The organism is Ruegeria sp. CDSB022 (assembly GCF_059611145.1).
The window spans coordinates 16,473-34,549 of record NZ_JBXWOZ010000013.1; the positions used below are offsets into that span (position 1 = coordinate 16,473).

An 18,077-nucleotide genomic window follows, 5' to 3' on the forward strand; every position below is an offset into this window, starting at 1 on the left:
TATGCAGAAACAGGAAAGCATAAATGTTCTGGGGGGCGTGCTCGCCCCTTGCTCCCGCGATCCGCTGACCGGGTTCTTTCGCGATGGCGCCTGCAATACCTGCCCCGAGGATCAGGGCAGCCACACGGTTTGCGCGGTAATGACGGTCGAGTTTCTGGCCTATTCGAAATATGTCGGCAATGACCTCAGCACGCCGCGCCCCGAGTTTAGATTTCCCGGGCTGCGTGCCGGTGACAGCTGGTGTCTATGTGCGGGTCGCTTCCTGCAAGCCCATGACGAAGGATGCGCGCCCAAGGTTCATCTTGAGGCGACACATCAACGGGCGCTGGACATCGTGCCTCTGCGCATTCTCAACCAACACGCGGTTCAGGACTAGGCAGACCGGCCCGGGATCACCCGGACCAGCCCTTATTCGGGATCAATCCCGCAATTTCACAAGGTCAGACATCAGACCCTCGGTTCCGTTATGAACCGTCAGCCGCTCGACCTTGCCGGCGATGGTTTCCAGCGCTTCCAGCTCTTTCAGTCGCAGCATCACCGGGTTTTCCGCCATCACTTTCGCGGTGTTCAGCAAAGACCGCGTGGCGTTGGTTTCTTCCCTCCGCCGGATGACGTTGGCCTCGGCCTGTTTCTCGGCAGCGACTACGGCGGTCAGGATTTCGCGCATCTCGCCGGGCAGGATGACGTCTTTCAACGCGATCTCACCCACTTCGATGCCGATCCCGGCCATTTGTGTCCGCACCCGATCTGCAGCCTCGGTGTCAACGCCCACCTTCTCGGCAAGTAGCCGGTCAAGCGTCATCGACCCAAGGGTCTTCCGGAACGCCAGTTGCAGGGCCCGGTGCAGGGCCTGATCAAAATCCTTCACCGCCCCTATCGCCTTGACCGGATCGACGACCCGGTAATCGGCGCTGAGGTTGACCCGGATGGTCACCCGGTCCTTGGTCAGTATCTCTTGACCCGTTACCTCATGGGTTCGTTGCCGCAGGTCGATCTGCTTGACCTCGACGTTCCGGCCCACCTTCCAGAAGGCATGGGCGCCGGGGTTCAGCCGATCCACCAGCACGCCATCCACGGTCAGCAAACCGACATGCCCTTCGGCAATCTCGACCCGCGTCAAGTGGATCTGCAGCCCCACCCGAACCAGCCGCTGCGCGACCGCTTTGAGCACAACCATGGACTCGGTTAGCGCGTGTTGCTCAACGGCCCAGGGGCCGGCATCCTTCCAAACTAGCGCCCGTACTTCGGGAATCAGCACTCGAGCGGGCACGCCATCCCGAAGCAGAACCAGAACCTCGTCGGGCCCTGCCCGAAACTCGGTCAGGTGCGCCTCCGCCAGTTCGGGCCGGTTCTGCATCAGCGCCCGCTCATAGGGCGACACGAAAAAGAGAGCCTCCAGATCGTGCAGCTCGGTCAGCACATCCCTGCGTGGCAGCCGGTGTTTCCCGGGGCCGAGGATGGTGTCAATTACCCCCTTGCGCAAAACCAGCATCCGCTGGGTCTCGGTCAGGGTCAGCCGTTGATGACCGGTCAGCCGGTCGATCAGATCTTGGAATAGTGTCATTTCATTTCTCCTTTTCGTCTCGCTCTATCGTCGTCGCAAAAGCGAACTCCTTTTCATGTTTTCAGTGGGTTGCACCCCGATTGGGTGACAGGTGTGAAGCCTTCGGATAAAGGCTGTGAAAGACCGGGCATCCCCCGCGCCGTGCCCTTTTGCGAGAGGGTCAGAGAGAGGGGCGCGGGACCAATGCGCCGCCTGTTCCCAAGGGATCAGGCGGGGCGCCAATCCGGCGACACCGTCATCTGCCCTCCGGCCCAAGACCAGAGCAGCGAAGACCCCTGCCCCGCCCGGCCAAAGCCTGACGTAGCGCGGTGCCACCCCTGCTGGGGAACACCCGGACCTTAATGATTTGGACCGTTTTCACGGACCGGCGTTGAAGGCCGGTGCTGACCTAACAGCGTTTGTTCAAATGGCGGGACTCGAACCCGCTACACATCGATTAACAGTCGATTGCTCTAACCAGAATGAGCTACATTTGGAGCTTTGGAAGGAGTCGAACCTTCGCTCACAGACTTGCCATCTGCCGCTCTTCCACCTGAGCTACAAAGCATGTACCAATCCCCGGTTTCGGCCCTGGCATACGGTTTCGGCAGCGCCGTCCGCACCGAGAGAGTGATCACCTCTGCTCGCTAGGGTCCGGCCCGTTTTGACCGGTAACGGCGGGTTTAGGCGAAGGGGCAGGATTCGCTCAATGATATTCTGAGAGGTGGAAATGCACCTGTGGCGTGTGCGCAACAAAATTACCCAGCTGCGCAACATTCGAAAAGCCGCAGGCTGGAAACCAAAGCTGCACACCGTTCAAAGGCACACAGCTTTTGTCAGAAATTTCAAATTTTACCGCCTGGTCAATCGGCGCTGCGACCTTCGGTATCCGACATGTCGAAGTTCAGATATTTCGCCACGGTCTGAACATCCTTGTCACCACGTCCACACATATTCATGCAGATCAGGTGATCCTTGGGCAGATCCGGCGCGATCTTCATCACATGAGCCAGCGCATGGCTAGGTTCAAGCGCCGGGATGATGCCTTCGGTTGCACAGCAAAGCTGGAACGCCTCAAGCGCCTCTTTGTCGGTGATCGACACATATTGCGCGCGGCCGATATCATTCAGCCATGAATGTTCAGGGCCAATGCCCGGGTAATCCAGACCAGCCGAGATCGAGTATCCTTCGAGGATTTGCCCGTCATCATCCTGCAGCAGATAGGTGCGGTTGCCATGCAGAACACCGGGGCGGCCGCCGGTCAGCGAAGCGCAATGTTCCATCTTGTCGTTCACGCCCTTACCACCGGCTTCGACTCCGATGATGTTGACGGATTTATCATCCAGGAACGGGTAGAACAGACCCATTGCGTTCGATCCACCACCGATGGCGGCGATGAGCGTGTCGGGTAAACGGCCCTCAGCCTTGTGCATCTGTTCCTTGGCTTCCTTGCCGATGATCGACTGAAAGTCGCGCACCATCGCCGGATACGGGTGCGGGCCAGCAACAGTACCGATGCAATAGAACGTATCGCGCACGTTGGTCACCCAGTCACGTAACGCATCGTTCATCGCGTCTTTCAATGTGCCACGACCTGACGTCACAGGGATCACTTCGGCCCCCAGCAGGCGCATGCGGAACACGTTCGGGGCCTGTCGCTGCACATCATGCGCGCCCATATAGACCACGCATTTCAAACCGAACTTGGCGCAAACGGTGGCTGTGGCCACGCCATGCTGTCCGGCGCCGGTCTCGGCAATGATCCGGGTCTTGCCCATGCGCCGCGCCAGAATGATCTGACCCAATACGTTATTGATCTTGTGCGCGCCGGTGTGGTTCAGCTCATCGCGCTTCAGATAGATTTTGGCGCCACCCAGATGCTCGGTCAGGCGCTCTGCATAATATAATGGCGAGGGGCGTCCCACATAGTTGGTCCACAGATCGTCCATCTCGGCCCAAAATGTGGCATCGTCCTTGGCCTTTTCATATTCCTCTTCCAGCGCCAGGATCAGCGGCATCAGCGTTTCGCTGACAAAACGCCCGCCGAAAATGCCGAAACGGCCCTGCTCGTCTGGGCCGGACATGAAGGAATTGAAAAGATCGTTGGCCATGGGTGTCTCCATCGTCGTACCCGTTGTTCATAGGAGGTAGCGGCGGGATTTGCCATGGCAAAACGCACATGGGAATCCTTAGATGTGATACCTCAGCCGGCCCGAATTGCAGCGTCTACAAACGCACGAACCATCGCGGCATCCTTGATGCCCGGTGCACTTTCCACGCCCGAGGCGACATCGACCTGACGCGCGCCCGTCATACGGATGGCCTCGGCCACATTTCCGGGGTTCAACCCACCGGCCAGCATCCAGGGCTTGCGCCAGTATTTGCGCCCAGCCAGTAAACGCCAGTCAAACGCCAGCCCGTTTCCACCCGGCAGAACCGAGCTCCTTGGCGCCTTGGCATCTATCAGCAACTGATCGGCAACATCGCAATAAGTATCAATGGCGGCCAGGTCTTCGGCATCTGCAACACCAACCACCTTGATAACAGGCAACCCATAGCGCGCCTTGATTTCCTGCACCCGCTCGACAGATTCTGAGCCATGCAGCTGCAACATGTCAAAAGGGGCGACTGCGGTGATACTGTCCAACAACTCATCCGTGGCGTTCACAACCAAGGCGACCTTTGCAACCCCAACGGGGACATGCTCGAACAAAGCTGCTGCCTGTTGAGGCGAAACATATCGAGGCGATTTCGGAAAGAAGTTGAAACCAAGATACCGTGCACCCGCATCAGCTGCTGCGCGCACGTGATCTGGTGCAGTCAGGCCGCAGATTTTAACCGATACATCCGACATTCCGGGCCTCAGCTGGCCTCATCCAACAGGGCGAGAACTTCGTCCTGTCCTTCGTTCTGCGCTTTCTTGAGCTTCTTGACCTCACGCTCAAGCTTGCGCACTTCACCTTTGCTGGCGGTAGCATCGCGGCGGTGCTTGTGCTCGCGCAGCCATTCCCAAAGAAAGCCAATGACCAGGCCAGCGACGATGCCACCCAGAACCACCACGAACAGCGGCAACGAGGCGCTGAAATTGAAGCCAAGCAAATCGGCTATAGCCGAGGGAATAAGCGTCAGCTCAACCGCTTCGCGGTTGGCCAGAGAGACTGAAATCAAGACGATCCCGAGGACCGCGAGAAAAGCATATCGAAGGTAGCGCATCATGGCCTAGGCTTTACCGTTCAACCGGTCCCTTAGCAACTTGCCAGTTTTGAAAAACGGAACACATTTTTCTTCGACCTGCACAGTTTCGCCGGTGCGCGGGTTACGACCCACACGGGCATCGCGCTGTTTCACTGAAAACGCCCCGAAGCCTCTCAGTTCAACCCGATCCCCTCGCGCCATCGCATTCGTTACTTCTTCGAACACGGTATTCACGATTCGCTCGACGTCACGCTGATAAAGATGCGGGTTCTCGTCGGCGATTTTCTGAATCAGTTCTGAACGGATCATGTGCGTTACCCTCCCAGGCGACCGGTTAACCATGCCTATTATTCTGAACAGTATAGGAAAAAACTGGGTTCGGGGGAACGTAAACTCTGCGGGCAAAGGTTGAAAATTACAGTTAAGTAACGCGATTTTTTGCCAGTTCATGTAATTTGCCTGACAAATGTATGAACCTAAGACCCAATTAGCCTGAAAATGCGAACATGTTGATTCGCAACAAAAACGGCCCCGCGCTTTCACACGGGGCCGTAAATTCGGCTTGACTGAGGCTCGGACTTAGTCGCCCGACTTCAGCGCTGCACCCAGGATATCGCCCAGCGATGCGCCCGAGTCGGAAGAACCGTACTGTTCCACGGCCTCTTTCTCTTCGGCGATCTCACGTGCCTTGATCGACAGACCCAGACGACGGGTCTTGCTGTCGACATTGGTGACGCGGACGTCGACCTTGTTACCGACCGAGAAACGCTCTGGGCGCTGTTCGGCACGGTCACGGCTCAGGTCGGAACGACGGATGAACGACTTCATACCTTCGTACTCGACCTCGATGCCGCCATCTTCGATCGCGGTGACCTCAACGGTGATGATCGAGCCACGCTTCACGCCGCCCACGGCTTCGGCGAACTTGTCACCGCCTAGGGCTTTGATCGACAGCGAGATACGCTCTTTCTCGACATCCACTTCAGACACAACGGCCTGTACCACGTCGTTCTTGTGGTAGTTCTGGATGGCATCCTCGCCACGCTCGTCCCAGGACAGATCGCTGAGGTGAACCATGCCGTCGATGTCGCCTTCGAGGCCAATGAACAGACCGAATTCGGTGATGTTCTTGACTTCGCCTTCGACTTCGGTGCCCTCGGGGTGTGTTTCTGCAAACACTTCCCACGGGTTGCGCTGAGTCTGCTTCAGGCCCAGAGACACGCGACGCTTGGCGCCATCGATTTCCAGAACCATGACGTCGACTTCCTGGCTGGTCGAAACGATCTTGCCGGGGTGGACGTTTTTCTTGGTCCAGGACATCTCGGACACGTGCACCAGACCTTCGACACCGGCTTCCAGCTCGACGAACGCGCCGTAGTCGGTGATGTTGGTGACGCGACCCTGATGAACCGAGCTCAGCGGATACTTGGCTGCAACCAGATCCCACGGATCTTCCTGCAGCTGCTTCATGCCCAGGCTGATGCGGTGGGTCTCTTTGTTGATCTTGATGACCTGAACGTTGATGGTCTCGCCGATCGTCAGGATCTCGGACGGGTGGTTCACACGGCGCCATGCCATGTCGGTGACGTGCAGCAGGCCGTCAACGCCGCCCAGGTCAACAAACGCACCGTATTCGGTGATGTTCTTGACGACGCCTTCGACGGTCTGACCTTCGGTCAGGTTGCCGATAACCTCGGCGCGCTGTTCGGCACGCGATTCTTCCAGGATTGCGCGGCGCGAAACAACGATGTTGCCACGGCGACGGTCCATTTTCAGAATCTGGAACGGCTGCTTCAGACCCATCAGAGGGCCAGCGTCGCGTACGGGGCGCACGTCAACCTGCGAGCCGGGCAGGAACGCAACTGCACCACCCAGATCGACGGTGAAGCCACCTTTGACGCGACCAAAGATTGCACCTTCGACGCGCTGGTCGTCGGCATATGCTTTTTCCAGACGGTCCCATGCCTCTTCACGGCGGGCCATCTCACGTGAGATGACAGCTTCGCCACGGGCGTTTTCTGCGGCGCGCAGGTAAACTTCAACCTCGTCACCAACAGTGATTTCAGGGGCTTCGCCAGGATTTGCGAATTCTTTCAGATCAACGCGGCCTTCCATTTTGTAGCCGACGTCGATGATGGCTTGGCCGGCTTCGATCGCCAGAACCTTACCTTTGACAACAGAACCCTCTTCGGGCGTGTCCATTTCGAAGCTTTCATTCAGGAGGGCTTCGAATTCCTCCATGGTTGTATCAGCCATCTGGCAGTGTTTTCCTTTACATACGTTTTTGCTGGCCGAGCGGTTGTCTCCGCCGGTCTTCGTGGATTGGTCAGACGACCTGACATATACCGCAAAACAAAGAGGGCCGGTTGGTCCGACCCTGCTCGTCTCATTGTTTTATGGCTCAAATCGCCTTGTCGACGCGCGCTCTATAACGGGTTCGCACAGGCGCTGCAAGTTTTACCGTGCGTATCACAAAATAACACGCAAACCCCAGCCTTGCATGGCTGAGGTCGGGTCGATTTGTATTCTTCTTCAGCTCCGAAAGGACAGAGCGCCTAAAACAGTTGCAGATCTTTTGAGCCGCTTTGGATTTCGGCAAAATTCGGCATGTTCTGGACCGCCAAAGGTACCGGGGCCGCGCCCGGCATCGCGACTGTTGGCTTCGCTGCTGCGGCCTTTCCAAAGGCTGGGCGCTCTAGCTCGCCCCGGATATCGCGCAGCAGGGTTTTGTGATCAGGCATTGATCTGAGTATCTGCGCAAGATCCACTTTCGCGCCTTTCCACCACTGGAACCAGATCGGTTTCTTCAACGGCCGCAAGCGATCGCGGATGCCGGCACCATAGCCCGTATCATAGACCTGCTTACCCAAAAGAACCGTTTGATAGACGCGGAAATCGAAAAGCGTTGCAAACTCGATATCTCGTTCCAAAGGCAGGCGGTGCTGCCACAGCTCAAGGTTCTCGGCCAGCCGATCCGGTATCTTCATTTCGGTCCGCGCGTCGATCCAATATTGATCATCCGTGCGGTTGCCCAAGCGGTAGTGCAGACAAATGAAATCCAGAACCTCGTCATAGAGCTTGTCCATTTGCTTGTTATATCTCGCCCGCAGCGACGGTTCGATGTCCCGCGTGGGCAGATGCTCGGCGAACCAGCGCACCGCATGATCAATCATGTGGATCGCTGTACTTTCCAGCGGTTCGATGAACCCTCCGGCCAGTCCGATCGCCACACAATTCTTGACCCAGGCATTGCGCACTCGTCCGATACGCATCGGGATCACACGCGGCGTCGCACCTTTGCCGCTATCGCCCAGCCATTCGAGGTATTCATCCGCCGCCTGTTCATCCGTGCGATGCGCGGATGAGTAGACATAGCCCGTGCCCACACGGTTAAAGAGCGGCACCCGCCAGGTCCACCCCGCACCAAGTGCGGTGGACCGTGTGACGCTTTCAATTTTTTCTGGATCCGGGTGCTCGATCTGCAACGCCATGGCGCGGTCGTTGGGCAGATAGTCAGAATAATCCATGAATGGCTCGCCCAGCGCCTTGTTGATAATCAAGCCGCGAAACCCGGTGCAATCCACGACCATCTCAATGTCATGGCGGCCTTTCTTTTCCAGCATCAGATGACTGACATTGCCCTGCTCATCCAGCTCGACCGATTTCACCTCGTCCTGGATGTGCTCAACGCCGCGCTTGGTGCAAACCCTGGTCAACATGCCTGCAAACTTCACAGCATCCAGATGATAGGCATAGCCGAACCGCTGCTCAAACTCTGGCTGACCCAGTGGCCGCCCACCTTTGCACAGGCGCGCCAGATCATCATGGGGCGAGATGGACTGCGTGAAATCCCTATCGCCATTGCCAAAGCGCAGGAAGTATTCTGCGGGCTCTAACCCCTCTAACAACTGGCCATGCGCAAAAGGGTTCACGTAATCAATGCGATTGCCCTTGGCGTCCTTGTTCCAATTACAAAACTTCACGCCCAGCTTGAACGAGGCGTTGGTCTCACGGAAGAAATCCCGCTCTGAAATGCCGGCCTGGCGCAGCGTGACCGGCATCCGTGGAACCGTGGCCTCGCCGACGCCCACAGTCGAGATATTGGGGCTTTCGATCAGGCAGATACGCGGGCGATCCTTGGGTGCTGACGTGCGTGAAAACACCATTTCCAGGATCAGCGCGGTCATCCAACCTGCCGTGCCGCCACCCACAATGGTGATCTTGCGCAAACGATTATTCATATTTTCTGTCCCTGTTGGTTTTGGGGTTTTTTAGCCGCCTGCCCTTTTTGATTTTGGGGCTTGTAAAGCAGCTTTCCCTTTTTGCCTGAGAGAAACTATAACAGCTTTCCTGCATCCAGCTAGGCACTATGACGGCCGAACCTGCATACATGCCGGGTCATCAGACCCGGCAACACAGGCCGCTCGCCACTGCGCGACTTTCTTTAGGATGGTGGATGCTGCGAGAAAGGAAATGCGCAAGTACCGGCCCTGCGTCAGATATCCTCGCCTTTTTTCAGAAGCTCTTCGATCAGAGCGCGCTGAAGATCATTGCTATCGCCGCCGCCAAATTCCGCAACTCCGCTGGAATACAAGGTGCCGTAGGTGTTGGCGATGTTCACCGTCTGGGCCAGCCCCGAGATCAACTGATCCCTTTCTAGCCGCGACAAGGGGTGGATGAACGCAGCCCACAAGGTGCCATTGGCAATCGCATATCGCGCATCCAGGGTACTGTCGAAATTCGCCTGCATCATCCGTTGCATGTCCTGAGCACTCAGATCTTCGACACTTTGGATCGACACCATGGCCCGCATCCGGTCCGCATTGACGTCGGTAATCACCAGAACGGGAACCTCCGCGATGGTAAGCTGAAAGCCTGGCCCAAGAGGCTCTGTCTCGGGGTCAAGCGCAAACAATATCTTGCCCAAACGCTCGTAGGTCATTGGCGGTTCTGCCTCTTGCGCTGAAAGCGCACTGGCGAGAAAGGTAAAAATCAAAATCAGGCGGAACATCGATTACCTCCGGCAGATGTCGATACAAAGGTAATCGACGCCTCGGGCGCTGGCCAAACAAAGCTTAGTGAACAAAGTTGTGTTTGCTCTGACAAACGGCCCTAGGGCAGAACTGGTTCGATGACCTCAATCGCGCGGGCGAGAGCTGCGTCAATGCTCAGGTCCGAGGTATCCAGTATGACCGCATCCTCAGCTGGCTTCATAGGTGCCGTGCTGCGTTCGGCATCCCGAGCGTCCCGCTCACGCACATCGGCCAACACCTGTGAGCGTGTAACCTCATGGCCCTTGGCGTCCAGTTCCAGAAACCGTCTCTCAGCGCGCACTTCGGCGCTGGCGGTGACAAACAGTTTAACCTCGGCCCGCGGGCAAATAACGGTTCCGATGTCACGACCGTCCAACACTGCACCGCCCGCGCGGCGCGCAAAGGCGCGCTGAAAATCGACCAATGCAGCCCGCACCTCGGGGATAACTGCAACTTTCGAGGCCGCTTGCGCGATTTCAGCCGTGCGCAGATCACCCTGATCCAGGTCCTCGGCAGTCAGCGTTTGCGCGGCACTAACCGGGTCGGCACCTTCCAGCGTTCTGCGGCCAACCGCACGGTAAAGCAGGCCGGTATCGAGATGCGCAAACCCGAAATGGGCGGCAACGGCATTGGAAATCGTGCCCTTCCCCGCTGCTGCCGGGCCATCGATTGCTATGGTGAAACTGGCAACTGCCATCGCATTTACCGGTTGTTTCGCTGCAGCCGCGCACCAAGGCCAGCCATCAACGGTTCGAAGATCGGGAAAGACGTTGCGATCGGGCCGCCATCGTCGACTCCGACCGGATTTTTCGCCCCCATACCCATAACCATAAAGGACATCGCGATCCGGTGATCCAGAAAGCTCTCACAGGTGCCGCCGCCGGGAACATTGCCAATTCCCAAACCATCCACAGACCACCAATCATCGCCCTCATCGACGGTGACGCCATTAACGCGCAGGCCGCGGGCCATCGCATCAATACGGTCGCTTTCCTTGACGCGCAGTTCTTTTACGCCACCCATCATTGTGGTGCCTGTGGCATTTGCCGCGACCACAGATAGAACCGGGTATTCGTCAATCATCGAGGCCGCTCGTTCCGGAGGAACCGAGATTCCTTTCATATCGGGGGAATACCGGGCACGTAGATCCGCGACCGGTTCACCACCCTCTTCGCGCTCATTTTCATAGGTCAAGTCAGCACCCATCTCACGCAGAGTGGTAAACAGACCCGCGCGGGTCGGGTTCAGGCCGATGCCCGGAACCAGAACATCAGATCCGGGCGTGATCAGCGCAGCACAGACCGGAAAGGCCGCGCTGGAGGGATCACGGGGCACAACGATGATCTGCGGTTTCAACTCAGGGCGACCGGTCAGGGTGATCACTCGCCCCTCATCGGTATCCTCGACCGTGATTTCAGCCCCGAATCCGGCCAGCATCCGCTCGGAATGGTCCCGGGTCGCTTCGGCCTCAATCACCACGGTCTTGCCCGGTGCGTTCAGACCTGCCAACAAAACGGCAGATTTCACCTGTGCGGAGGGAACAGGAACCTCGTACTTTACTGGGACAGGGTCTGCTGCACCCACAATCGTCATAGGTAGGCGCCCCCCGGTGCGTCCCACAGATTGCGCACCAAACAACGCCAGAGGATCGGTTACCCGCGCCATAGGGCGTTTGTTGAGGCTGGCATCCCCCGTGAATGTCGCGGAAATCGCAGAGGTCGCCATCGCACCCATGATCAACCGAACGCCGGTGCCCGAGTTGCCGCAGTCAATAACCTGATCGGGTTCGGCAAAGCCACCGACGCCCACACCATGGACTGACCATTCGCCACCCCCGTGATCTGTCACCTCAGCCCCAAAGGCACGCATCGCCTTTGCGGTGTCCAGAACGTCCTCACCCTCCAACAGACCGGTGATCCGGGTTTCACCCACGGCCATCGCGCCCAGGATCAGCGATCGGTGCGAGATCGACTTGTCACCAGGCACCTCGGCCGTTCCGGTCAGCGGACCGCAAGGGTGCGAGGTCATCGGGATGGGCGTGCCGTGTCCGGACATGGGGGCTCCTGTTTTCGCTATCAGTTCCCAAGCCGATTAGCGAATTGGGGCCGCTTGGTCCAGCCGCAATCAGTCGTTGCGGCGGAAGGTCAGGTAATGCGGTGTCCGCCCTTCGCGCAGGGCCTTCTGCTCATAGCGCGTGGAAATCCAGTCTTCCCAGGGCTCACGCCAATCGGTGGGGCGCTCCGCCAACCATTCGAAACCAGCGCCCGGCACCTCTTCCAACGTTTGGCGGACATAGTCGGGAATATCTGTGGCAACACGAAAGATCGCGCCCGGTTTCAACGACCGCGCCAACGGCTCCAGATGCTCTGGGGTCACGAACCGACGGCGGTGATGCCGGGTTTTGGGCCAGGGATCGGGGTACAGAAGAAAGGCGCGTGATATGCTGGCTTCGGGCAAGACATCAAAAAGATCGCGCGCATCGCCGGGATGCACCGCCAGATTCTCGACCCCAGCCTTGCGAATCTTACCCAACAGCATGGCGACACCGTTGATATAGGGTTCTGCCCCAATGATACCGATATCGGGATTGCTGGCCGCCTGATGCACCAGATGCTCGCCGCCGCCAAAGCCGATCTCAAGCCAGACATCCTTGCCACCGAACAGGGCCTTCAGATCCAGCGGACTGCGTTCAGGATTGCTTTCCCAGTCCACAGCACCCGGAGACAGCGCATCGAGGTCTTCGCTTAGATACGTCTTTTGGCTTTGCTTCAGGGTCTTGCCTTTGAAGCGGCCATAAAAGTTTCTGCGGGGGCGTTGGGGGGTCTGGGTGCTCATGGCGGTGCCCATACTGCGGGGACGGCTCAGAGGCAAGGGGCGGCGGCAGAGCAGAATAGCCGCCGCCTCTCATCCATTTCCCAAGAAATAGGCGCGCCCGCAAGGGCGCACCAATTGATAACAGTCAGATCAAACCGCCGCTTTCAACGCGTCTGCTAGATCTGTGCGCTCCCAGCTGAAACCTCCATCCGCTTCCGGCTGGCGGCCAAAATGGCCATAGGCTGCTGTGCGCTGATAGATCGGCTTGTTCAGCTCCAGATGCTGACGGATGCCGCGTGGGGTCAGGTCCATCACCTGGCCGACGGCTTTTTCAATCCGATCATCCGCGATCTGCCCCGTGCCATGCGTATCCGCATAGATCGACAGAGGCCGGGAAACGCCAATGGCATAGCTCAGCTGGATCGTGCAACGCTCGGCCATTCCCGCGGCTACGACATTCTTGGCCAGATAGCGCGCGGCATAAGCCGCCGAACGGTCCACCTTGGTCGGGTCTTTACCCGAAAACGCTCCGCCACCATGTGGCGCTGCACCACCATAAGTGTCCACGATGATCTTACGACCGGTCAGACCCGCATCTCCGTCCGGACCGCCAATGACGAACTTGCCGGTTGGGTTGACGTGCCAATCGGTCTGATCGGTCAGCCAACCCTCGGGCAGAGTTTCGGTGATATACGGCTCAACAATGGAGCGAATATCGGCCGAGCTCAGCGTCTCATCCAGATGCTGGGTCGACAGAACGATCGAGCTGACGCCAACCGGCTTGCCATCCTGGTAGATCACTGACAGCTGCGATTTCGCATCCGGGCCCAGCGCAGGCTCGGTCCCGTTCTTGCGCACCTCGGCCAGACGGCGCAGGATTGCGTGGGAATACTGGATCGGCGCAGGCATAAGCGCGGGTGTCTCGGTGGTAGCATAGCCGAACATGATGCCCTGATCACCAGCACCTTCGTCCTTGTCACCCGACGCATCTACGCCCTGCGCAATATGTGCAGATTGCTCATGCAGCAGGTTCGTAACTTCTACCGTCTCGTGGTGGAACTTATCCTGCTCATAGCCGATATCCTTGATACAGGCGCGGGCGATCTCGTCGATGCGGCCCATATAGTCATGCAGCTTGTCCTGATCAGACAGCCCCACTTCGCCGCCGATCACCACGCGATCCGTTGTCGCAAAGGTCTCGCACGCAACGCGTGCCTCGGGTTCTTCGTTCAGAAATGCGTCTAGTACGGCGTCGGAAATACGGTCACAAACCTTATCCGGATGCCCTTCGGAAACGGATTCCGAAGTAAAGGTATAGTTCTGTCGGGACATACAAGTGCTCCATTAAGATTACCCCGTCACGCCAGGAAGCCGTTGTGATGGGCACAAGAGGGGATAAGCCCCCCGAAACCGAGGGTCAATGCGAAATCATAGGTTTCGCCGCCGCAGCCCGTACCATAACAGGCTAAACAGCACCAATAACACGGCAAAGACAGGATTATCCCCCATTCGGGAATATGCTGTCGCCGACTGAGGCGCCGGAAGTCCGGCATCAATATAGCCCGCCTGCCCAAGCGGCAGGGCCTCGGTGATCCGGCCCAGCGGGTCAATCATGGCGGAGACGCCGGTATTGGCCGAACGCATCATGGGCAGCCCCTGCTCGATGGCGCGCATCTGTGCCTGAGCCAGGTGCTGATACGGTCCCGAGCGCGTTCCGAACCACGCATCATTGGTGATTTGCAGAAGGAAATCAGCGCGCCCCGGCGCGGATAGGACATCCTGGGTGAACACAGCTTCGTAGCAGATCAACGGCAGCGCTTTACCCAATGGGCCTGCATCCAGCAGCGCCGCCCCCGACCCGGCGCTGAACCCATGTCCGGTGGTTGCAGCCATGCCATAGATCCCGAACCACGCCATCACGTCGCCAAACGGAACATATTCGCCAAAAGGCGCCAGATGATGTTTGTCGTACAGCCCCTGCTGAGCCCCATCCACATCAAGGTAGATCATCGAGTTGTAGATACGCGGCCCGTCGCCTCGTTGAATTCCCAGAACAACCGGCGTGCCTCGCGCCGCCTCGGCGATGGCATCCAGATACGGCTGCGCGCTGCCCAGCCAGGCGGGAACCGAGGTTTCAGGCCAAACGATCAGGTCAGGCTGTGGTTCGGCGGCAGTAAACTCGATCTGACGTGCGAAGAACAGAGGTGCAAACTCTGGATCCCATTTCTGATGTTGCAACGCATTGGGCTGAACCAAGCGAACGATATGTCCCGTTTCGACCACAGCGGGCCGCGTCCCCGCATAGCCCAAAGCCAATGCGACCGATGCCACGCTGATGCCCAAGGGCACGAATACTCCGGAACGCAGCGCCAAAGCCGCCCCTAGTGGCAGCGTCGACACCAAGGTCAGCGCCCCAAGCCCGTAAGGCCCAAAAAGTGACAGTAGCTGCGCAACAGGGGTCTCGACCCAGACCTGCGCCAGCCCGGCCCAGGGGAACCCGGTCAGAACATAACCGCGGGCACATTCCGCCAAGGAGATTGCCAAGGCGAGAAACAACGCCTGTGAAACCCCGCGCGTGCCGGGCCTGCGAGCAACCCAGAATGCCAGCCCCCAGAACAGCGCCAAACCACCAGCCATGAAGACCAAAGCAAACGGAGCCATCCAAGCGTGACGATCGGCGTCCACCAGAAACGGCTCGACAATCCAGCTGAGTGCATGGGCGAAATACCCGGTCCCAAACGCCCAACCGATCCACGCCGCACGCGCACGTGTCTCGGTGCTCTGAAATATCGGTGCGACCAACACCAACGCCAATACAGAAGCCACCCAATACCCAAAGGGAGCCAGACCAAATGCAGCCAGCCCTCCCAACAAACCAGAAAGGACAAATCTAAGCCAAATGGGCCAAGCCCGTATCAGGTTCATGCAACGATATCCGGCAGCATGACACGCAGCCGTTTGATGCGCCGCGGATCCGCATCAATCACCTCAAATTCAGGCCCTTCCGGATGCAGAACAACCTCTCCTCGTGCTGGAACCCGTCCGGACAACATGAAGACCAACCCGCCAAGCGTGTCGATCTCTTCCTCATCGACATCCTCGTGGCTGGTTAGGGATCGCCCGATCTCGGCTTCGAAATCTTCAAGGGGTATCCGCGCCTGTACCACATAACATCCAGGTTTTTCCTGAACCCAAAGTTGGCTTTCATCCGCGTCATGTTCGTCCGCGATCTCACCAACAACCTGTTCGATCAGGTCTTCGATCGTCAGCAACCCGTCGACACCACCATATTCGTCGATCACCAATGCCATGTGGCGGCGCTCGGTTTGCATTTTGGTCATCAGCACACCGATCGGCATCGATGGCGGCACGAACAGCAATGTCCGCAACATCGACACCAGATCAAACTCAGTCGAGCCGCCGTTGAACCCGTGCGTCAAAGCGAAATCTTTCAGGTGGATAAAGCCCAAAGGCGTATCCAGCGTTCCTTCATATACAGGTATCCTGGACAGACCGCTTTCCCGGAAAACCTGGGCCAGCTCATCTTTAGATATCGTCGACGGTACTGACACGATCTCGACCGTGGGAATCGCCACATCCTCGACCCGCATCCGGCGCAGGTTAATCATGCCGCGAGGTTGAGCCGGATCGACCTCTTGCCCATTGACCTCAGAAGCCGAGTCTTCACTCTGCGTTGAGAACGCATCCACTATTCGAGAGAAAAGTCCTGGTCTCTCAGTGACATTTTCGTTGCCGTCCTTCGGTTGCGCGCCCTGCGCCGCCATAGAACTGCCGTCTGTTTCGCCCATTTTCCCATTCCAAATGATAAGCCGAAAGGCCCGCTTTAAGCATTATATGGGTCATCAATACCCAGTTTGCCAAGTATCTCCACCTCAACACCCTCCATCAGCGTGGCGTCGAGATCACGAATGTGATCATAACCCAGCAAATGCAACAGGCCGTGAACGATCAGATGTGTGACATGATCATCCATGTTTTTCCCTGCCTCCGCCGCCTCGCGAGCACAAGTATCATAAGAAATCGCGATATCGCCCAGAGCAATTTCCCCTGAGAAATCGGGTTCAGGGAGTATCGGAGTCTGCCCGGCGGAGTCCGCAGCCAAATCTTCGGCTGGCCAGCTAAGCACATTGGTCGGTGACGCCTTTTCGCGGAATTCCGTGTTCAACTGGGCGATCCGTGCATCGTCGCATCCCAGCAGGCTAACCTCACACAGGTCCGCATCAAGATCGCAATGATCCAAAACCGCCCTTGCGGCGCGCTCTGCCAAAAATTCGAGCCCGTCCCAGCGCGGGTCTTCAACCGATAGTTCCAGGTTCATGCCACCATGTCCAAAATCCCGATACCGGGACCCAGAAGATCAACCCGTTTCACGGCCCGTATCGGCCTCATACGCCTCGATGATCGCGGCGACAAGTGGGTGCCGGACAACATCCTTGGAGGTGAAATAGTTGAAGCTGATATTTGGTATCGTGCTCAACAGCCGTTCTGCATCCGCCAATCCCGACTGAACCCCGCGCGGCAGGTCAACCTGTGACCGGTCGCCTGTTATGACCATGCGGCTGCCTTCGCCCAAACGGGTCAGGAACATTTTCATCTGCATGGTCGTGGCGTTCTGCGCCTCATCCAGCACAACGAAGGCGTTCGCGAGCGTACGGCCACGCATGAACGCCAGAGGTGCAATCTCGATGCGCTTTTCCTCGATCAGCTTGGCCAGTTGTTTCCCGGGCAAAAAATCATTCAGCGCATCATAGAGCGGCTGCATATAGGGATCGACCTTGTCCTTCATGTCGCCAGGTAGATATCCTAGCTTTTCGCCCGCTTCGACGGCGGGACGACTGAGGATGATGCGGTCGACATGCCCGCCGATAAACATCGATACGCCAACGGCCACGGCCAGATAGGTCTTACCTGTGCCCGCCGGACCTATGCCAAAGGCCAGCTCATTGTTGAACAAGGACTGAACATAGACCTTCTGGGCGTCAGTACGCGGCTCGACCAGCTTTTTGCGAGTTTTGATCTCAACCGAACCACCCTTGAACATCTCAAGCTGATCGCCATCTCGGCTGCCGGTTCCTGTCTCCGACCCGCCCATGCGAAGTTCGCGGTCTACATCCGCTGCTTCTACGTCACGACCACCTTCCAGGCGGGTATACAGCGCTTGCAGAACTTCGATCGCCTGTTTTTGGGATTCGTCGTCACCCATGACAACCAGTTGGTTGCCACGGCGCACGATCTGCACGGTCAGCTTCTGTTCGATTTCGGTCAGGTTGCGGTCATATTCGCCGCAAAGATCTATCAATAACCGATTGTCTGGAAATTCAACAAACGCTTCCCGCTGGGGCGTTTCATTTTGCGGTGGGTTCAGGGCACCAATGGCCAATCCGCTCTCCTGTCTGGGCGTTTCACCCCAAGCGTAGACAACATTTCTTGGTGGGCGCAAGCCAGAGATTCAAATTTTCCGTACAGAATGG

The 18,077-nt window shown here is 57.8% G+C and carries 17 protein-coding genes, 1 tRNA gene and 1 riboswitch; of the genes, 1 reads left to right on the forward strand and 17 read right to left on the reverse strand.

Features of this window, described 5'->3' with window-relative positions:
• Position 1 precedes the first annotated feature (1 nt).
• Positions 2–376, forward strand: a complete 375-nt coding sequence (locus AC2FIZ_RS16195; protein ID WP_496791334.1) for a DUF2237 family protein — start codon at positions 2–4, stop codon at positions 374–376.
• A 42-nt stretch (positions 377–418) separates the two neighbouring features.
• Here the strand turns inward: AC2FIZ_RS16195 and AC2FIZ_RS16200 are convergent, their stop codons facing one another.
• The 17 genes from AC2FIZ_RS16200 to AC2FIZ_RS16280 all read right to left on the reverse strand — a co-directional run bounded on the left by AC2FIZ_RS16200 (position 419) and on the right by AC2FIZ_RS16280 (position 17,986).
• The gene (locus AC2FIZ_RS16200; RefSeq protein WP_496791335.1) at positions 419–1,564 is read right to left on the reverse strand and encodes a slipin family protein; all 1,146 of its coding nucleotides are present in this window, start codon (positions 1,562–1,564) and stop codon (positions 419–421) included.
• 401 nt (positions 1,565–1,965) lie between these two features.
• Positions 1,966–2,040: transfer RNA gene (locus AC2FIZ_RS16205), tRNA-Asn, on the reverse strand.
• Positions 2,041–2,406: 366 nt separating this feature from the next.
• Positions 2,407–3,654 (reverse strand): tryptophan synthase subunit beta, encoded by a 1,248-nt coding sequence (gene trpB, locus AC2FIZ_RS16210; protein ID WP_496791336.1) that lies wholly within the window; start codon positions 3,652–3,654, stop codon positions 2,407–2,409.
• 92 nt (positions 3,655–3,746) lie between these two features.
• The gene (locus AC2FIZ_RS16215) at positions 3,747–4,397 is read right to left on the reverse strand and encodes a phosphoribosylanthranilate isomerase (protein ID WP_281973468.1); all 651 of its coding nucleotides are present in this window, start codon (positions 4,395–4,397) and stop codon (positions 3,747–3,749) included.
• 8 nt (positions 4,398–4,405) lie between these two features.
• Positions 4,406–4,756: a lipopolysaccharide assembly protein LapA domain-containing protein gene (locus AC2FIZ_RS16220; protein WP_271951622.1), complete on the reverse strand. Its 351-nt coding sequence runs from the start codon at positions 4,754–4,756 to the stop codon at positions 4,406–4,408.
• A 6-nt stretch (positions 4,757–4,762) separates the two neighbouring features.
• Positions 4,763–5,047: an integration host factor subunit beta gene (ihfB, locus tag AC2FIZ_RS16225; RefSeq protein WP_271951590.1), complete on the reverse strand. Its 285-nt coding sequence runs from the start codon at positions 5,045–5,047 to the stop codon at positions 4,763–4,765.
• A 270-nt stretch (positions 5,048–5,317) separates the two neighbouring features.
• The gene (rpsA, locus tag AC2FIZ_RS16230; protein WP_142639449.1) at positions 5,318–6,994 is read right to left on the reverse strand and encodes a 30S ribosomal protein S1; all 1,677 of its coding nucleotides are present in this window, start codon (positions 6,992–6,994) and stop codon (positions 5,318–5,320) included.
• A gap of 299 nt (positions 6,995–7,293) precedes the next feature.
• Positions 7,294–8,979: a tryptophan halogenase family protein gene (locus tag AC2FIZ_RS16235; RefSeq protein ID WP_142639447.1), complete on the reverse strand. Its 1,686-nt coding sequence runs from the start codon at positions 8,977–8,979 to the stop codon at positions 7,294–7,296.
• Positions 8,980–9,233: 254 nt separating this feature from the next.
• A complete protein-coding gene (locus tag AC2FIZ_RS16240; RefSeq protein WP_271951586.1) occupies positions 9,234–9,749 on the reverse strand; it encodes a hypothetical protein in 516 nt (171 codons plus the stop codon).
• A 101-nt stretch (positions 9,750–9,850) separates the two neighbouring features.
• The gene (locus tag AC2FIZ_RS16245) at positions 9,851–10,468 is read right to left on the reverse strand and encodes a (d)CMP kinase (RefSeq protein WP_142639443.1); all 618 of its coding nucleotides are present in this window, start codon (positions 10,466–10,468) and stop codon (positions 9,851–9,853) included.
• 5 nt (positions 10,469–10,473) lie between these two features.
• Positions 10,474–11,826 carry a 3-phosphoshikimate 1-carboxyvinyltransferase gene (gene aroA / locus AC2FIZ_RS16250; RefSeq protein WP_142639441.1) on the reverse strand — a complete coding sequence of 451 codons (1,353 nt, stop codon included), beginning with the start codon at positions 11,824–11,826 and terminating at the stop codon, positions 10,474–10,476.
• Between the two features lie 69 nt (positions 11,827–11,895).
• Complete coding sequence (gene trmB / locus AC2FIZ_RS16255) at positions 11,896–12,606, reverse strand: tRNA (guanine(46)-N(7))-methyltransferase TrmB (protein WP_185956732.1); 711 nt, start codon at positions 12,604–12,606, stop codon at positions 11,896–11,898.
• A 129-nt stretch (positions 12,607–12,735) separates the two neighbouring features.
• A complete protein-coding gene (gene metK / locus AC2FIZ_RS16260) occupies positions 12,736–13,917 on the reverse strand; it encodes a methionine adenosyltransferase (protein WP_271951582.1) in 1,182 nt (393 codons plus the stop codon).
• Positions 13,918–13,922: 5 nt separating this feature from the next.
• Positions 13,923–13,971, reverse strand: a riboswitch (SAM-SAH riboswitch).
• 42 nt (positions 13,972–14,013) lie between these two features.
• Positions 14,014–15,510 carry an apolipoprotein N-acyltransferase gene (gene lnt / locus AC2FIZ_RS16265; RefSeq protein WP_281973464.1) on the reverse strand — a complete coding sequence of 499 codons (1,497 nt, stop codon included), beginning with the start codon at positions 15,508–15,510 and terminating at the stop codon, positions 14,014–14,016.
• A complete protein-coding gene (locus AC2FIZ_RS16270; protein ID WP_142639432.1) occupies positions 15,507–16,394 on the reverse strand; it encodes a hemolysin family protein in 888 nt (295 codons plus the stop codon). Before AC2FIZ_RS16270 ends, lnt begins: the two co-directional genes overlap by 4 nt.
• Before the next feature lie 35 nt (positions 16,395–16,429).
• Positions 16,430–16,924 carry an rRNA maturation RNase YbeY gene (ybeY, locus tag AC2FIZ_RS16275; protein ID WP_496791337.1) on the reverse strand — a complete coding sequence of 165 codons (495 nt, stop codon included), beginning with the start codon at positions 16,922–16,924 and terminating at the stop codon, positions 16,430–16,432.
• Between the two features lie 39 nt (positions 16,925–16,963).
• A complete protein-coding gene (locus tag AC2FIZ_RS16280) occupies positions 16,964–17,986 on the reverse strand; it encodes a PhoH family protein (protein ID WP_142639428.1) in 1,023 nt (340 codons plus the stop codon).
• Positions 17,987–18,077: the final 91 nt, after the last annotated feature.

What these genes read in the sequence shown, in the direction of transcription:
- AC2FIZ_RS16200 (WP_496791335.1), bottom strand. Translation starts at nt 1,564, where the DNA reads ATGACACTATTCCAAGATCTGATCGACCGGCTGACCGGTCATCAACGG.
- AC2FIZ_RS16235 (WP_142639447.1), bottom strand. Translation starts at nt 8,979, where the DNA reads ATGAATAATCGTTTGCGCAAGATCACCATTGTGGGTGGCGGCACGGCA.
- AC2FIZ_RS16195 (WP_496791334.1), top strand. Translation starts at nt 2, where the DNA reads ATGCAGAAACAGGAAAGCATAAATGTTCTGGGGGGCGTGCTCGCCCCT.
- trpB (WP_496791336.1), bottom strand. Translation starts at nt 3,654, where the DNA reads ATGGCCAACGATCTTTTCAATTCCTTCATGTCCGGCCCAGACGAGCAG.
- AC2FIZ_RS16220 (WP_271951622.1), bottom strand. Translation starts at nt 4,756, where the DNA reads ATGCGCTACCTTCGATATGCTTTTCTCGCGGTCCTCGGGATCGTCTTG.
- AC2FIZ_RS16240 (WP_271951586.1), bottom strand. Translation starts at nt 9,749, where the DNA reads ATGTTCCGCCTGATTTTGATTTTTACCTTTCTCGCCAGTGCGCTTTCA.
- lnt (WP_281973464.1), bottom strand. Translation starts at nt 15,510, where the DNA reads ATGAACCTGATACGGGCTTGGCCCATTTGGCTTAGATTTGTCCTTTCT.
- ihfB (WP_271951590.1), bottom strand. Translation starts at nt 5,047, where the DNA reads ATGATCCGTTCAGAACTGATTCAGAAAATCGCCGACGAGAACCCGCAT.
- rpsA (WP_142639449.1), bottom strand. Translation starts at nt 6,994, where the DNA reads ATGGCTGATACAACCATGGAGGAATTCGAAGCCCTCCTGAATGAAAGC.
- metK (WP_271951582.1), bottom strand. Translation starts at nt 13,917, where the DNA reads ATGTCCCGACAGAACTATACCTTTACTTCGGAATCCGTTTCCGAAGGG.
- AC2FIZ_RS16245 (WP_142639443.1), bottom strand. Translation starts at nt 10,468, where the DNA reads ATGGCAGTTGCCAGTTTCACCATAGCAATCGATGGCCCGGCAGCAGCG.
- AC2FIZ_RS16270 (WP_142639432.1), bottom strand. Translation starts at nt 16,394, where the DNA reads ATGGGCGAAACAGACGGCAGTTCTATGGCGGCGCAGGGCGCGCAACCG.
- ybeY (WP_496791337.1), bottom strand. Translation starts at nt 16,924, where the DNA reads ATGAACCTGGAACTATCGGTTGAAGACCCGCGCTGGGACGGGCTCGAA.
- aroA (WP_142639441.1), bottom strand. Translation starts at nt 11,826, where the DNA reads ATGTCCGGACACGGCACGCCCATCCCGATGACCTCGCACCCTTGCGGT.
- AC2FIZ_RS16215 (WP_281973468.1), bottom strand. Translation starts at nt 4,397, where the DNA reads ATGTCGGATGTATCGGTTAAAATCTGCGGCCTGACTGCACCAGATCAC.
- trmB (WP_185956732.1), bottom strand. Translation starts at nt 12,606, where the DNA reads ATGAGCACCCAGACCCCCCAACGCCCCCGCAGAAACTTTTATGGCCGC.